This is a genomic window from Agrobacterium sp. 22117 (assembly GCF_052045735.1).
Lineage (GTDB): Bacteria > Pseudomonadota > Alphaproteobacteria > Rhizobiales > Rhizobiaceae > Agrobacterium > Agrobacterium cavarae.
Genome location: NZ_JBQEPP010000004.1, coordinates 610,351 through 625,952, shown reverse-complemented (window position 1 = coordinate 625,952; position 15,602 = coordinate 610,351). Strand labels below are relative to the sequence as shown.

11 protein-coding genes are annotated in these 15,602 nt (G+C 58.7%); 8 read left to right on the top strand and 3 right to left on the bottom strand.

Translation table 11 applies throughout. The features are described 5' to 3' along the window. The 5 genes from ACTJKV_RS14895 to ACTJKV_RS14875 all read left to right on the top strand — a co-directional run. A partial coding sequence (locus ACTJKV_RS14895) for a methyl-accepting chemotaxis protein (protein ID WP_440598975.1) occupies window positions 1–843 on the top strand: 843 nt, incomplete at its 5' end. A gap of 98 nt (window positions 844–941) precedes the next feature. Further along, window positions 942–1,436, top strand: a complete 495-nt coding sequence (locus ACTJKV_RS14890; protein WP_062424057.1) for a chemotaxis protein CheW — start codon at window positions 942–944, stop codon at window positions 1,434–1,436. 12 nt (window positions 1,437–1,448) lie between these two features. Then, complete coding sequence (locus ACTJKV_RS14885) at window positions 1,449–2,297, top strand: CheR family methyltransferase (protein WP_440598974.1); 849 nt, start codon at window positions 1,449–1,451, stop codon at window positions 2,295–2,297. A 6-nt stretch (window positions 2,298–2,303) separates the two neighbouring features. Further along, on the top strand, window positions 2,304–3,392 hold the full coding sequence (locus tag ACTJKV_RS14880; RefSeq protein WP_113180078.1) for a protein-glutamate methylesterase/protein-glutamine glutaminase: 1,089 nt from the start codon (window positions 2,304–2,306) through the stop codon (window positions 3,390–3,392). A gap of 123 nt (window positions 3,393–3,515) precedes the next feature. Continuing rightward, window positions 3,516–4,208 (top strand): ParA family protein, encoded by a 693-nt coding sequence (locus ACTJKV_RS14875; protein WP_062424054.1) that lies wholly within the window; start codon window positions 3,516–3,518, stop codon window positions 4,206–4,208. Between the two features lie 37 nt (window positions 4,209–4,245). Here the strand turns inward: ACTJKV_RS14875 and ACTJKV_RS14870 are convergent, their stop codons facing one another. Both ACTJKV_RS14870 and ACTJKV_RS14865 read right to left on the bottom strand, forming a co-directional pair. Beyond that, window positions 4,246–5,676: a mannose-1-phosphate guanylyltransferase/mannose-6-phosphate isomerase gene (locus tag ACTJKV_RS14870; protein ID WP_440598973.1), complete on the bottom strand. Its 1,431-nt coding sequence runs from the start codon at window positions 5,674–5,676 to the stop codon at window positions 4,246–4,248. A 257-nt stretch (window positions 5,677–5,933) separates the two neighbouring features. Next, window positions 5,934–8,363, bottom strand: a complete 2,430-nt coding sequence (locus ACTJKV_RS14865) for a glucose/quinate/shikimate family membrane-bound PQQ-dependent dehydrogenase (protein WP_440598972.1) — start codon at window positions 8,361–8,363, stop codon at window positions 5,934–5,936. A 650-nt stretch (window positions 8,364–9,013) separates the two neighbouring features. On the opposite strand from ACTJKV_RS14865, the gene ACTJKV_RS14860 reads away from it, so the two are divergent. The 3 genes from ACTJKV_RS14860 to ACTJKV_RS14850 all read left to right on the top strand — a co-directional run bounded on the left by ACTJKV_RS14860 (window position 9,014) and on the right by ACTJKV_RS14850 (window position 14,446). Next, a complete protein-coding gene (locus ACTJKV_RS14860; RefSeq protein ID WP_062445041.1) occupies window positions 9,014–11,302 on the top strand; it encodes an NADP-dependent malic enzyme in 2,289 nt (762 codons plus the stop codon). A 246-nt stretch (window positions 11,303–11,548) separates the two neighbouring features. Continuing rightward, window positions 11,549–13,045 (top strand): glycosyltransferase family 39 protein, encoded by a 1,497-nt coding sequence (locus ACTJKV_RS14855; RefSeq protein WP_440598971.1) that lies wholly within the window; start codon window positions 11,549–11,551, stop codon window positions 13,043–13,045. A 138-nt stretch (window positions 13,046–13,183) separates the two neighbouring features. Then, window positions 13,184–14,446: an NAD(P)/FAD-dependent oxidoreductase gene (locus tag ACTJKV_RS14850; protein WP_440598970.1), complete on the top strand. Its 1,263-nt coding sequence runs from the start codon at window positions 13,184–13,186 to the stop codon at window positions 14,444–14,446. Between the two features lie 175 nt (window positions 14,447–14,621). On the opposite strand, the gene ACTJKV_RS14845 is transcribed toward ACTJKV_RS14850, so the two are convergent. Further along, window positions 14,622–15,569: a substrate-binding domain-containing protein gene (locus ACTJKV_RS14845; protein ID WP_062424047.1), complete on the bottom strand. Its 948-nt coding sequence runs from the start codon at window positions 15,567–15,569 to the stop codon at window positions 14,622–14,624. Window positions 15,570–15,602: the final 33 nt, after the last annotated feature.

The following is a 15,602-nucleotide window of genomic DNA, read 5'->3' as shown; positions in this document are numbered from 1 at the left end:
GCAACCGAACAGGCATCCTCTGCCGAAGAAGCCTCCGCTTCGATGGAAGAGATGGCCGCCAACATCAAGCAGAACGCGGACAACGCGGCCCAGACCGAGAAGATCGCTCGCCAGTCCTCCAAGGATGCAGAGGCAAGCGGTGAAGCCGTCGGCCGTGCTGTCGTCGCCATGCGCACGATTGCGCAGAAGATTTCCATCGTTCAGGAAATCGCACGTCAGACCGACCTTCTGGCACTGAATGCCGCTGTTGAAGCCGCGCGAGCCGGTGAGCATGGCAAGGGCTTCGCCGTCGTCGCCTCCGAAGTGCGCAAGCTGGCAGAACGCAGCCAGGCGGCAGCCGCTGAAATCTCCTCGCTCTCCGGCGAGACGGTTCAGGTCGCGACCGAAGCCGGCGAAATGCTGAACCGTCTGGTTCCAGATATTCGCAAGACCGCGGAACTGGTTTCGGAGATCTCTGCCGCATGCCGCGAACAGGATATCGGAGCAAGTCAGATCAACGAAGCAATCCAGCAGCTCGACAAGGTGACGCAGCAGAACTCAGGTGCTTCCGAAGAAGTCTCTGCCACGTCCGAAGAACTGGCTGCGCAAGCCGAAGAGCTTCAGGCGAGCATCGCCTTCTTCAAGGTCGAACGCGCCGATGCACCTGCGGTTCGTCCAACGCCTCTCCATCAAGCATCGCCGGTGACAGCACTACGAAGTGCTGGAAAACCCGCAACGCCAGGCCGTCGCCCTGCCCCGACGAGTGCGGTCCATGCCCAACAAGCGCGTGCCAAGGGTTTTGCCTTGGACATGTCCATGGGCGGCCCGGATGAGAACGACGGCGATTTCCGCCATGCTGGCTAACGAACACTATGGATGTGGGCCCCAGGCCCGCCTCCCCTGACCTGACGTAACAACCGCTCAATCGGCAATGTCGACCAAGACTTCTGGAGAAGACGCAAATGGCGAGCCCTACATCTACCATGCAATACGTGACGTTCAGCCTTGGCGAGGAAGTTTTCGCGGTTCCTGTGGACGTTGTTCGTGAAATCCTCGACCACGAAGAAGCCTTCAAGATCCCCCACGGCCCTGATTACCTGCTCGGCCTGAGGGATGTGCGCGGACAGGGCGTTCCGGTCATCGACCTTCGCCTGCGCCTTGGCATGACCAAGACCGTTAAGACCTCGCACACGCGCATTCTGGTGCTCGACATTCCTTTCGTCGACAAGGTGCTGGCGCTTGGTCTCGTTGCCGACAAGGTTTTTGAAGTCGCGCCTTTCAGGCAGGACCAGATCGAGACCGCACCAGACATCGGCATTCGCTGGAACTCCAGCTACATCGCCGGTGTCGTTCGCCGCGAAAGCGATTTCGTCGTCATCATCGATCTCGCAAAGCTTTTCTCTGGCGACGCCGGTGAGCTTGCCAAGGTCGACAACGGCCCGATGCGCGCAGCCTGAAAGGACGAGTCATTGAGTACCGCTGTTAGCGTCAACTTCGAAGATAGTCTGAGCACCCGCGATTTCCGCCAGCTATCCAGTTTCATTTATGATTATTGCGGGATCAAGATGACGGACGCCAAGCGTTCGATGCTGGAAGGCCGTCTGCGCAAGCGCTTGCGCGCAACAGGCTTTCGATCCTTTGGCGACTACTGCGAATACCTGTTCCGCCAGGACGGTCTGAAAGACGAGGTCATCTATCTCATCGACGTGGTGACGACGAACAAAACGGACTTCTTCCGCGAACCGAACCATTTTGATTTCCTCGAAAAAACCGCTCTTCCTACGCTCGCCAAGCAGGGGATCAGACAGCCCCGGACGTGGAGCTCCGCATGTTCGACGGGTGCTGAACCCTACACGATGGCGATGGTCATGGCGGAAGCCGTGGAGAGGGGTGTGATCTCCGATTTCAGCATTCTCGCGACGGACCTCTCGACAGACGTTTTGAAGAAGGCGCATTCCGGCATTTACAATCGTGACCTTCTGGAGCCTGTACCCTCCGCCTTGCAGCGCAAATACGTGATGCAGGCACGCGACAAACATCGCAGCGACGTCAGGATCTCGCCGAAGCTGCGCACCAAGGTCGGCTTCGCCCGCATGAACCTTATGAACCCGTCCTATGAGATCGGCGCGCCGGTCCATGTCATCTTCTGCCGCAACGTGCTGATCTACTTCGACAAGAAGACGCAGACCCACGTGCTGACCGAGCTTTGCAAGTGCCTGGCGCCGGGCGGTTACCTGATGATCGGGCATTCGGAATCTGTCACCGGCATCAATCTGCCGGTCAAGCAGGTCGCCAACACGGTTTTCCTCAAGCAGTAGGTTATCATGGTCAAAAAAGTACGCGTCCTCATTGTTGATGACTCTGCCAGCGTGAGACAGACGCTGACCGCGGTGCTAGAGGCAGATCCTGCGATCGAGGTCATTGGGGCAGCGTCTGATCCGTTCATGGCGGCGAAGAGGATCCAGGAAGACCTGCCCGACGTCATCACGCTCGATGTCGAAATGCCGCGCATGGACGGCATAACCTTTCTGCGGAAGATCATGTCGCAGCACCCGATCCCGGTCGTCATGTGCTCCTCCTTGACCGAAGCAGGCTCCGAAACGCTGATTCAGGCGCTGGAAGCCGGTGCCGTCGACGTCATTCTCAAGCCGCGCATCGGCGCTGCCGATCATCTGGCAGAATCCGCCTTGCGCATCTGCGAAGTCGTCAAGAGTGCGGCACATGCGCGCGTCAAGAGCGTGCGCGCCCAGCCTCGCGGGTCGAGCTCGCTTGGCACCCAGGCCAAGTTGACGGCAGATGCCGTGCTGCCGCCGCCGTCCGGCAAGGCGATGGCGCGCACCACCGAAATGGTGATCTGTGTCGGCGCCTCCACAGGCGGTACAGAAGCTTTGCGCGAAATGCTGGAGAGACTGCCGGCAAACTCACCGGGCATGGTCATCGTCCAGCATATGCCGGAAAAGTTCACAGCGGCATTCGCCAAGCGCCTGAATGGTCTTTGCGAAGTCGAGATCAAGGAAGCGGAAGATGGCGATCCGGTTTTGCGCGGCCACGTGCTGATCGCACCGGGCGACAAGCACATGCTTCTGGAGCGCCAGGGCGCGCGCTACCATGTGTCGGTCAGAAACGGCCCGCTCGTCTCCCGGCACCGGCCGTCGGTCGATGTTCTATTCCGCTCCGCCGCCCGCTCCGCCGGGTCTAACGCCATGGGCGTGATCATGACGGGCATGGGGGACGATGGCGCGCGCGGGATGCTGGAAATGCATCAGGCCGGAGCCTACACGATTGCGCAGGATGAAGCCTCCTGCATCGTCTTTGGCATGCCCAAGGAAGCGATTGCGCATGGCGGCGTCGACAAGATCGTTCCGCTCGATCAGATCGCCCGTGAAATCATGGCGGAAGACCACAGACGCTGACTTCTCGCACTTTCTCTTCAGACGCTGTTAACCATATTGTTGAATGATCGAACCGCACCATGAGATGGGTGCGGTTTCCTGCGCGATGATCGCCGCCTCCCTCTTTTTACGCTCGGGTTCATCATGGCAGTCATCACGTTCGCAAACACCAAGGGCGGTGCAGGCAAGACAACCGCAGTTCTTCTCTTGGCATCGGAGCTTGCGCGGCGGGGCTTGCGCGTCTGCGTGATCGACACCGACCCGCAGCGCTGGCTCTCGAAGTGGCGCGATAATGCCGACCACCGCATTGACCTTACGGTCATCACCTATGTTTCGATAACCACGCTGCAACAGCATGTGCTCGACAACCGCAAGAAGTTCGACCATGTGATCGTCGATCTGCCGGGCGCCCAGTCCCCGCTTCTGGCGACGGCAGTTGGCCTCTCCAATCACGTCATCATTCCGGTCCAGGGCAGCACGATGGATGCGCAGGGCGCAGCACAGGTGCTGGAACTGCTGCGCTATCTCGACGATCGCGCAGGCATCAAGATCCCGCACTCGGTGCTTTTGTCACGCGTGAATTCCATGGTGACCACGCGCGCGTTGCTGGCAGCAAAGGCGCTTCTGGCCAAGCGCGACGTCAACGTCCTCAACACGCCGATCATCGAACGTGCCGCCTTCCGCGACATGTTCGAGTTCCGCGGCTATCTCCACATGATGAACCCGTCACAGGTCAGCAACCTCGACAAGGCGCTTCAAAACAGCATGGCCTATGCCGATGAAGTGCTGAGACTTCTGCCGGCACAGGGAACTGTCAGGCTGTCTTCCGCAGCCTGATCCGGTCCACGTTCCGGGACGCCGATGCCTTAATCCTCTACTCGCGCTTGTAGTCGTCGTGCAGGCGGACGATATCGTCTTCGCCAAGATAGGAGCCGGTCTGGATTTCGATCAGTTCCAGCGGGATCTGGCCCTCATTTGCCAGGCGATGCGGCTTGCCGATCGGGATATAGACCGACTCGTTTTCCGTCAGAAGGCGGGTCTGGTCTTCAATCGTGACCGTCGCGGTGCCGCGAACGACGATCCAATGCTCTGAACGGTGATAGTGTTGCTGCAGCGAGATCCGGTGGCCCGGCTCGACCTTGACGTGGCTGACACGATAGCGGTGCCCGGAATCCGTCTGCTCGATATGACCCCATGGACGGTAGGCGCGCTTGTGCCGCTCCGTTTTCAAGGAATGATCGCCACTTTTCAGAGTTTCCACCAGGCCCTTGACGTCCTGAACACGATTCTTCGGCGTGACAAGAACCGCATCCTTCGTGGCAACGACGACGAGATCCTTGGCGCCGACGACAGTCGTCAACAGGCCGTTGGAATGCACGAGGCAACCTTCGGAATCGATAATGATCCCTTGCCCCTCGATCGCATTGTCAGCGCCATGCTTGTCGGCAATCTCCCAAATGGCATCCCAGCTACCAATATCGGACCAACGGAAATGCCCCCGCACGACGGCCATGCGTTTGGTGTTCTCGATGACAGCATAGTCGATCGAGTTCTTCGGCGAGGACTCAAAGCTTTCCTTGTGCAGGCGAACGAAACCGAGATCGACTTCCTGGTTCTCCACGGCCGCCTGAACTGCGGCCAGGATCTCTGGAGCATGGCTCCTCAACTCTTCGATCATGATGTCGGAGCGAAACAGGAAGTTGCCGGAATTCCAGAGATAGCCCTTCTCAACGTAGCTGACAGCACGCGCCTCATCCGGCTTTTCGACGAACGCTTCGACAACGCAAAGGTCCGGATTTCCGTTGATAGCTTCGCCAGGATTGATGTAGCCATAGGACGTACGCGGCTCGGTGGGCGTCAGGCCGAAGACCACGATGTTGCCCTGCTCTGCCGCTTGCGCACCCAGCCTCACGGCATCGGCGAAAAGATCACTGTCCAGCACCACATGGTCTGCCGCGAGCGCCAAAACGAGCGACCCTTTCTCGCGCCGATCCGCCAGCAATGCTGCGGCAGCCATGGCGGCAGCGCTGTCACGGCGCGCCGGTTCCAGAACGACGGTTGCTGGCAGATCGATCTCTTCGGCCTGTCGTCTTGCGAAGAAGCGAAAATCCTCGTTGGTGATCACCAGCGGTTCCGCATAGAGGCTTTTGTCGCTGACGCGCTTTAAGGTCTGCTGATATGTCGAAAGCTCTCCGACAAGAGGCTGGAACTGTTTGGGCAACTGATCCCGTGATACTGGCCAAAGTCTAGATCCAGCGCCGCCTGCCAGAAGTACTGGGGTGATCTTTCGAGATAGTTCCTTCACAAATAAAACCTTTCCAAGCTAAAAATGCCTGCGCCGACCATATAGATATTTCCCAACATCGCTATGACCGTTCTTGGGCGAATACGAAACTTATCAGCTCAACCCGTCAATAGTCTGTTGATCGAAATGGTTACTGCCCGACGCGGGGCCCCTAACGCCCTCCAAAGTGAGCGGTTCCGGCGGTATTCTGCTCTCCAAAACACACGAACCCGGGATTGCTCCCGGGTCCGATCGTCATTCATTGCATCTTGTCGTCATCATTCCGGCAGCGCGTAAGCGATGACGTAATCGCCGCGGTCGGGAGACTGGCGCGCGCCGCCAGCCGAAATAACGATGTACTGCTTGCCGGTCTTTGGCGACTTGTAGCTCATCGGGCCGCCCTGGCTGCCCACGGGAAGGCGGGCTTTCCATACTTCCTTGCCGGTCGCGGTGTCGAAGGCACGCAGATAGTAATCCTGCGTTCCGGCGATGAAGACAAGACCGCCCTGCGTGGCGAGCGTACCACCAAGGGTCGGCATGCCAATCGGGATCGGAAGACCCATCTTGATCCCGAGCGGGCCGGTATCTTCGACAGTGCCGACAGGAACCTGCCACTTGATCTGCTGTGTCTTCATGTCGATGGCGGTCATCGTGCCGTAGGGCGGCGCCTGGCAGGGAATGCCGAGTGCGGACAGGAAGCGGTTCTTGTCGACGGCATAAGGCGTTCCCTTCATCGGCACGAGGCCCATGCCGGTATTGACGCTCTCGCCACCGCTTGCTGTTGCCTTGGTCGGTGCGGCTTCCTTCATCTGGATCCACAGGCCGAGACGCATGTCGTTGACGAAGATGGTGTTCGTCGTCGGATCGGTCGATAGACCGCCCCAGTTCATACCACCAAGCGAGCCCGGGAAGCTGAGCGACAGGTCAGTGCCAGGCGCGGTATAGAGGCCGTCATAGCGCATGCCCTTGAAAGCAATGCGGCACAGAAGCTGATCGAATGGGGTCGCGCCCCACATATCCGCTTCGGTGAGCGTCTGCGCACCGATTTGCGGCATGCCGACGGAGCGTGGCTGTGTTGGCGCGTAACGCTCGTTTGGAATATTGGCCGGCTTGACCGGGACGTCTTCCACCTTGGTTAATGGCTGACCCGTGGCACGGTCGAGGACGTAGATCTGGCCAGCCTTGGTGCCGAAAACGAGAGCGGGCACGGTCGTACCATCCGTCTTCGGGAAGTCGATGAAGCTTGGCTGCATCGGCACGTCGAAATCCCAGAGGTCGTTGTGAACCGTCTGGTAAACCCACTTCTCACGACCCGTCGTGGCGTCAAGAGCGAGCATCGATGCGCCGTATTTATGGTCGAGCGGCGTGCGCGTTGCACCGTAAAGATCGACGGAGGGGCTGCCGACCGGCATGAAGACAGTGTTCAGCGCCGGATCATAGGACATTGCGGCCCACACATTCGGCGTGGAGCGCGTATAGGTCTGGCCTTCGGGCGGCAGCTTGGTGATCTCGGGGTTGCCCGGGTCGAAGGCCCAGCGCAGTTCGCCGGTCATCACATCGAAGCCACGCATCACGCCACCTGGCATATCGACCTGAACGTTGTCGGCGATGCGACCACCGACCACGACCGTGGTGCCCGCAAGCGTTGGTGCGGAGGTGAGCACATATTGCGGATCAGGCGCGTTGCCGAGCCCGACCTTCAAATCGACGCGACCATTGGTGCCAAAGTCCGGGCAAAACGCTCCAGTATCGGCATCAAGCGCAATCAGCTCAGCCGTGATCGTGTTCATTAGAATACGGCGCTGGCAAAGCGCACCGTCTGCAACAGTTACGGGCGTGACAGGCGTTGAGCCAGGTACGGTCGGCTGTTCCAACGGTGCCTTAGCATCGAAATAGGCAAGACCGCGGCAACGCATCCAGACGGACGACTTGGCGTTGATTTCCGTCTTCCACTTCTGAGCACCCGTATCGGCATCGAGAGCGATGACATTGTTGTGGGGTGTGCAAAGGAAAACGGTGTCGCCCACCTGTAGCGGCGTTTCCTGATCTTCCGCACCATTTGCACCGGGGCTGATCGGCGTATCGCCAGTGTGATAAGTCCAGGCGACCTTGAGGTCTTTGACATTGTCACGGGTGATCTGATCCAGAGCCACGAAACGGCTGCCGCCTACGGTATTGCCGTAATGCTCCCAGTTCTTCTGTTCATTGCCAGCCGTCACCGGAGTCAATTGAGCCGCCTCGCCCTTGAAGGCGACAGTTGGATGCGGCACGAACATGCCGGCAAAACCGGCACCGGAGGCGATGGCCAAGATGGCAGCAATGGCAAAGGAGGAACCATAGGCAGGTGTCTTACCCTGCGCGCGCCGCAAAAGCGGATAGGATAGCGCAACCACCGTTGCACCGACGCCGATCGCCAGCAAACGCGAGATCAGCGGCCAGAAGTGTAACCCTGCTTCCCACACCGCCCAGATGGCGGTGCCGATGAAAACAAGGCCGAAAAGAAGAGCGCCGGCAGGCTTGCGCAGGATGATCAGCAGGCCCGAGATGACGAGCGCTCCACCAGCCGTGACGAAATAGGGGCTGCCGCCAAGCGCAAAGAGCTTGCCGCCGCCGATGGCGAAGAACAAGCCCGCGGCAAGGATGACCACGCCCAGCACCAACAGCCATAATCTGGCTGGAAGTGAAAGTGAATTTGCAGATTTATTCATAGAGTCAATATCCGGTTGGAGAGCCACCGAAAAAAGGAAGGCTCGATAATCATTCGGTTTCCGGCACCGCCGGGACAGTTCGCAGGAAGAGTTTCTGGACGGAACCTCGATGAGGTTGGCGCAACCGAACAAGGACGATTGAGGGGAAAGACGTCCGCCGTGACAGTCATATCGATCCATTCATTGCATAGATCGTCGCCGACCCTGTGGCCGACGACCAAAATACCAGAACAAATCCTCCCAGGGTTCGGAGGACGAGACATTGCCGTCATCCAAAACCACTACCGGCGGTATAGCGTCGTCTGGGCCGGAATGACAATGGCGAAAGAGTCATTTTCATAAGGAGGACTTATCAATAGTCCCTCGGGCAGAAAAGCCTGTAAGCGGCGCAAACCACGAACTCCCGATGGTGTGGACGCGACATCAGCACAAGAGCGGCATTGCTCTCGCCCGTTATCCACACTGCGCCTGACGTCCGAAGCAAAGATTAACAAGAGGAATTGCAAACTAATCGATTGAATCTGTCTCGGTGGTTCTCGTCTTCAATTTTGCTGCAGTGAACAACATTCAGTCCTTGGCACCAGCGCCGAAAATACAATAACTACGGCAGAGATTTTATACTGTTGATAGCCGGAAAGTACCGCAAGCTCATGTCAGACTCGTCAAAGCCCGCCAGCACAAGAACATCGGTTACGGATCAGGAAGCCCTGGATTTCCATTCGGAAGGCCGTCCCGGCAAGCTTGAAATCGTTCCGACCAAGCCGATGGCAACGCAGCGGGATTTGTCGCTTGCCTATTCCCCTGGCGTCGCAGTCCCGGTGAAAGCGATCGCGGAAGATCCTGCCACCGCTTATGACTACACCACGCGCGGCAACATGGTGGCGGTCATTTCCAACGGAACTGCCATCCTTGGCCTCGGAAACCTCGGTGCGCTGGCGTCCAAACCGGTGATGGAAGGCAAATCCGTCCTCTTCAAGCGCTTTGCTGATGTCGACTCCATCGATCTGGAAGTGGACACGGAAGATGCAGACGCCTTCATCAATTGCGTGCGCTATCTCGGCCCTTCCTTCGGCGGCATCAACCTCGAAGATATCAAGGCGCCGGAATGTTTCATCATCGAAAGCCGTCTGCGCGAACTCATGGACATTCCGGTGTTCCATGATGATCAGCACGGTACCGCCATTATTGCTGCTGCCGGCCTCATCAATGCCATTGCGCTGACGGGCCGCGACTTCAACACCACCAAGCTCGTCTGCAACGGCGCAGGCGCGGCAGCGATCGCCTGTATGGACCTGATCAAGGCTATGGGTTTCAACCCTGCCAACATCACCATGTGCGATACCAAGGGCGTCATCTATCAGGGACGCACCGAGGGCATGAACCAGTGGAAGTCGGCTCATGCAACGAAGACCGACAACCGCACACTCGCAGAAGCGATGAAGGGTGCGGATGTGGTGTTCGGTCTCTCGCAGAAGGGCGCCTTCACCGAAGAGATGATCCGCTCCATGGCACCGAAGCCGATCATTTTCGCCATGGCCAATCCCGATCCGGAAATCACACCGGAAGAAGTCTCGCGCATTCGCGATGACGCCATCATGGCAACCGGGCGTTCGGATTATCCAAACCAGGTCAACAACGTTCTCGGCTTCCCTTACATCTTCCGCGGCGCGCTCGATGTGCGTGCAAGTCAGATCAATGACGAGATGAAGATCGCAGCCGCCCAGGCGCTCGCCGATCTCGCCCGCGAAGACGTGCCGGACGATGTGGCTGCTGCCTATCAGGGCAACCGTCCCCGCTTCGGGGCGCAATATATCATCCCTGTTCCCTTCGACCCCCGCCTGATTTCGGCGATCCCGGTCGCCGTCGCGAAGGCTGCAATCGAGACCGGCGTTGCGCGTCGCGTGCTCCCCGATCTCGATGCCTATGCCCGCGAACTATCTGCACGCCGCGACCCGATGGCATCCACCACGCAGCGCCTCTACGAGCGCATCCGCCGCTCGCCAAAGCGCGTGGTCTTCGCCGAAGCCGAAGAAGAGCAGGTCATGCGCGCGGCGATCTCGTTTACCGCGCAAGGGCTTGGCACCGCCATCCTTCTTGGGCGCGACGACATCATCAAGGCTAACGCCGAGCGCGCTGGCATCGATCTCGACCGTCCGAACATCAAGATCACCAACGCGCGCCTGTCCGAGCGGGTCGATTCCTACATCGATTACCTTTATGCCCGCCTGCAGCGCAAAGGCTTGCTGCTGCGCGATGTCCAGCGCCTGATCCACAACGACCGAAACCATTTTGCGTCTTGCATGGTGGCGATGGGCGATGCGGACGCGATGGTGACCGGCACGACACGAAACTACTCCACAGCGCTTGAAGATGTGCGCCGCTGCATCGACGTCAAGCCCGGCCACCGCGTCATCGGCGTCTCTCTTGTCGTCTCGCGCAATCGCACCGTCTTCGTCGCCGATACGGCCGTTCACGACATGCCGTCCGCCGAAGACCTAGCGGATATCGCGGAAGAAGCGGCAGGACTGGCGCGGCGTTTCGGCTACGAGCCGCGCGTTGCGATGCTTGCCTATTCCACCTTCGGCCATCCCGTTGGTGAGCGCTCCGACAAGGTTCGCGAAGCGGTTCGCATTCTCGACAAGCGCAATGTGAGCTTCGAGGTGGACGGTGAAATGGCGGCAGACATCGCCCTCAACCACCAAAAGATGCAGAGCCAGTATCCGTTCGCACGGCTCTCTGGACCGGCCAATGTTCTCGTCATGCCGGCGATCCATTCCGCGTCGATCTCGACGAAGATGCTGCAGGAACTTGGCGGTGCTACCGTGATCGGTCCGCTGCTGGTCGGTCTCGACAAGTCGGTGCAGATCACCGCCATGGGTGCAAAGGACAGCGATATCGTCAACATGGCCGCGATCGCGGCCTACAACGCCGGACGCTAATGCCAAGGGGGGTGCCCGGTGGGCCGGGCATCCTCGCTACGCGAAAGATCCCCTAGAATTTTCTGTCTCGAAAGCGTGATTTTTCGCGCGCAAAATAATTAGTCCATGCTAAAACGCCCCGCAAACATTCTCCAGTCTGGCGAATGCGCATGACGAAAAGCTGGATCCATAATGGCACTCTGCACAGGTCTGGAGCATAGAGCGTCGGGCATAAACAGTCTCTACAGGCGACTCACAAGCTCTCTGGTGAACAATCCGAACGCGGTGATTGCCCTTTTTGGCGTCTACTTTCTCATTCAGATCGCCGTTCGTCTCCTGCTCCCTCCGGCACTACGCATAGACGAAGCGCAGCAGGTGCTGTTTGCCCAGTGGCTGGCGTTTGGCTATGACGCCCAGCCGCCGCTCTACAACTGGTATCAGCAGGCAATCTTTGCGATCTTCGGCACCTCGATGCTGGGTCTCGCCGTTGCCAAGAACCTCATTCTTTTTCTGGTATTTGCGACCTATGTGAAACTGTCGGACCTCGTCTTGAGAGAGAAGTCTCTGGTCCTGGTTGCGTCACTGGCGTTCTTCGTGAGCCCTCAACTGTTCTGGCAAGCGCAGCGCGATCTCACCCACACGACAATGCTGATGCTGACCAGCCTTTGGGCGATCTATCTGAGCGTCCGGCTTCTTAAGACGCCAACCACGATGGGCTATGTGCTGACCGGAGTTGCGGTCGGCCTTGGGATGCTGTCGAAATACAATTTCGTTCTCATCCTTCCCGCGATCCTCCTTGCCGTCTGGCTTCATCCAAAGGGGCGCGAGCGCATCTTCGATTGGCGCATTCTGCTGACGATCGGGATCAGCCTGCTCGTCTTCCTGCCGCATTCGATATGGCTCTTCGACAACCTGCAATTTGCCTCGGATGTGACACTGCGGCGGATGGCGGAAGAGGCACCGGAAAGCCGGTGGATGCAGATCCTGACGGGCATCGCGCACGTCTTTTCGGGATCGGCGATTGTGATGATCCTGCCTGCACTGGTGCTTTTTGCGTCAAGTGTGAAGAGGACGGACACCACAGCCGGCGAGCAACAGGTCTCGCCTTGGCTCCGCTTCTTCCTGCATTACTTCATCGCGCTTGCAGCGGTTCTCCTCATCGTCATCATAGCAACGACGATGACGGAGGTGAGAGACAGATGGTTGCTCCCGCTCGTCATGCCATTCCCGATCCTCGCAGCGCTGTGGCTTGAACAGAGGTCATTCGATCCGGCCGTTTTCGTCAAGAAAGTTCTCCCCGTCTGCCTCGTCGTAATGGCCATTTTGCCAGTCGCTTTGATCGTCTCCGTGCCGGTCCAGGCGATGCTCGGCAAGACATCGAGATCCAACAACGACTGGCAGGTGTTCCGGCAGCATATTCAAGAGAAGGGAATCTCGCCTTCTCTCATCGTGACCTCCGACTGGTACACCGGTGGAAACCTGCGGTTTGTCTTTCCAGACACCACGGTTGCCACCACCACCTATGACGACTTCGATCCGGCCTTCGCGCTGTCGAGCGATCATCCCGTGTTGTTTGTCTGGGTTACCGGACGCGACCAGTCGGCTGGCATGGTGGATTGGCTGCAGGCGCAAATGGGTGTGACGTTGAGCGACGTAAGCGTCAACACATTCGAGGCGCCGATGTACTTTCCTGTCGAAGGCAAGATGCAGCGGTTCAGCTATGCTTTGATCACGCCGGACAATGTGGTGAAATCCCCGAAGTAGCCCTGAAGCACGACGCTGGCTCTTGAACTGCTGGGCGTGGACTTCCACGAAACGCCCCAGTCGACAAACAATATTCAAAAATGGTAGGCAAGCGACGGATTTGCGATCGGCGCTTATCTCGTTCCGAATGGATGAGACATGGATAGAAACGGCTCTCTGGGCAAATGCGAAGTGCTGGTTATCGGCACGGGGATCGTCGGCGTCATGTCGGCGCTTTATTTGCAGAATGAAGGGAAGTCCGTCACGCTTCTGGAGCGCGGCGAAATTGCCCGCGGCGCCAGTGCCGGCAATGCCGGCATCCTGGCCTTTCCGGAAATCATTCCGATGCCAGCCCCCGGGATCATGAAGAAGGCGCCGAAGTGGCTGATCGATCCGCTCGGCCCGCTCAGCGTTCCGCCGGCCTACGCCCACAAAATCGCACCTTGGCTATGGCGTTTCTGGAAAGCCAGTTCGCCGCGCATGTTCGAACATGGCATGCGGGTGCAGACGCGGATGATGGCGCTTGCCGCATCCGAGATGCAGCATGTGGCCGCGATGCCGGAACTGTCCTCCTTCATCTCCAACACCGGCACGCTCGATCTCTACGATACGAGCGCGAGCTTCGATGCGTCCAGCCATCACTGGGATGAGAAGGCCAAAGCCGGTTTCGTCTTCTCCAAGATCGGCCGCACCGAGATCGATGAGCTGCAGCCTGGTCTCGCGCCGCAGTTCAAGCACGCGGTCTATACGCCGTCAGGCCTTCAGGTCAGCGACCCTCACGAGTTTACCAAAGCCATAGCCGAACTCGTAATTGCGCGCGGTGCTAGCTTCAGAAAAGGTGAAGCCGTAAGGATCGAAGCGGTGGGCGAAAGCACCATCGTGACGCTTGCCAATGGCGACAAGATCGACGCTGACAAGGTGATCCTGGCAGCTGGCGCCTGGTCGAAGCCGCTTGCCGCATCTCTTGGCAATGACGTTCCGCTGGAAACCGAGCGTGGATACAACACCACCCTTCCCGCAGGCAGCTTCGATTTGAAACGCCAGATCTACTTCAACGACCATGCCTTTGTCGTCACGCCACTGTCGAGCGGCGTGCGTGTGGGGGGTGCCGTCGAACTCGGCGGCCTCGACCTTCCGCCGAACTTCCGCCGCTCCGAAGCGATGCTGAAGAAGGCGAGCCGCTTCCTGCCCGGCTTGAAAACCGAAGGCGGTCAGCAATGGATGGGGTTCCGCCCCTCGCTGCCGGACAGTCTTCCAGTGATTGGGCCGTCGCGCGCCGCGCGCTCCGTCATCTACGCCTTCGGCCACGGCCATCTCGGACTGACGCAATCAGCGGCCACAGCACGTCTTGTCACGGAACTGGTCTGCGAGCGCGATACGTCGATCACCGTCGACCCCTTCCGCGCCAATCGCTTCTCTTGAGCGACAGCATTGTGAAGTAAATTGACCTTACAGCATCGGCCCGAAAATCGGAATCGCTTTTCGGAAAGCACGATGCGTATATCAAAGAAGATGGTGCGCCCAACACGGCGCAGGGTGCTCTAAACGCAAAAGGCCCGCTTCGACAGCGGGCCTCTCATCATATGCTTCGATACGATCAGAACGGCGAATCCGGGAAGTAGAAGTCCTTCGCGTTGTCCTTCGTCACCAGCGTGGCATCCAGGATATAGGTGCCGCGAACCGGAACCTGATCGTAGAAGTTGGCAGCGGTCAGCTCCATGGCGGTTGCCACCATCGACGGCGGATAGAGAACGTCGACCGGGATCATCTTGTCGCCATCCATGACCTTCTTGATCATGTCCTTGGAGCCTGCACCGGCAACGACATACTGAATGTCGGTACGCTTGGCCTGCTCGATGGCCTGCAGAACGCCAACGGCCATGTCGTCATCCTGGCACCATACGACGTCGATCTTCGGATACTTCGTCAGATAGTCCTGCATCACCTTGAAGGCATCGTCGCGGTTCCAGTTGCCGAACTGGCGGTCGAGAACCTTCACCTTGGAGCCGGCAATGCCCTTGTCGAAACCGTCCTGGCGCTGCTGATCAATCGGGATCGGAAGACCGCGAATGATGACGACTTCAGCTTCTGGTGTCTTTTCCGCGATGTATTTGCCAGCGACTTCGCCGAGTGCCGGGTTGTTGCCGGCGACGTAGAGATCGCGCACGGTGTCGTCATTGACGCTTGGAGCGCGGTCAACGAGGGCGACGAACTTGCCGTTGCCTTTGACTTCCTTGATGGCGTTGACCAGCGGATCAGGATCGGACGGCAGGATGACCAGCGCATCGATGCCCTGGGTCTCGAGATCCTGTACCGCATTCGCCTGGGTTGCTGCATCGGGCGATGTCTTGACGATCACGTTGAGCCCCGGATGCTCCTGCATCAGAAGCTTGGCAACACGTTCGGCATGAAACACCACGCCCGATGTCCAGCCATGGTCGGCGGCCGGGATCGAAACGCCGATCGTGACCTTCTTGTCTTCCGCATGTGCTGCCCCCGCCAGCGCCACCATGGCGACAGCCATTCCCAACAGTCTTTTACGCATGTGTCTTCCTCCCAACAGATAAGGTCTCGATTC

Coding starts and splice junctions, on each gene's coding strand:
- ACTJKV_RS14890 (WP_062424057.1), top strand. CDS start 942: ATGGCGAGCCCTACATCTACCATGCAATACGTGACGTTCAGCCTTGGC.
- ACTJKV_RS14880 (WP_113180078.1), top strand. CDS start 2,304: ATGGTCAAAAAAGTACGCGTCCTCATTGTTGATGACTCTGCCAGCGTG.
- ACTJKV_RS14875 (WP_062424054.1), top strand. CDS start 3,516: ATGGCAGTCATCACGTTCGCAAACACCAAGGGCGGTGCAGGCAAGACA.
- ACTJKV_RS14865 (WP_440598972.1), bottom strand. CDS start 8,363: ATGAATAAATCTGCAAATTCACTTTCACTTCCAGCCAGATTATGGCTG.
- ACTJKV_RS14860 (WP_062445041.1), top strand. CDS start 9,014: ATGTCAGACTCGTCAAAGCCCGCCAGCACAAGAACATCGGTTACGGAT.
- ACTJKV_RS14850 (WP_440598970.1), top strand. CDS start 13,184: ATGGATAGAAACGGCTCTCTGGGCAAATGCGAAGTGCTGGTTATCGGC.
- ACTJKV_RS14845 (WP_062424047.1), bottom strand. CDS start 15,569: ATGCGTAAAAGACTGTTGGGAATGGCTGTCGCCATGGTGGCGCTGGCG.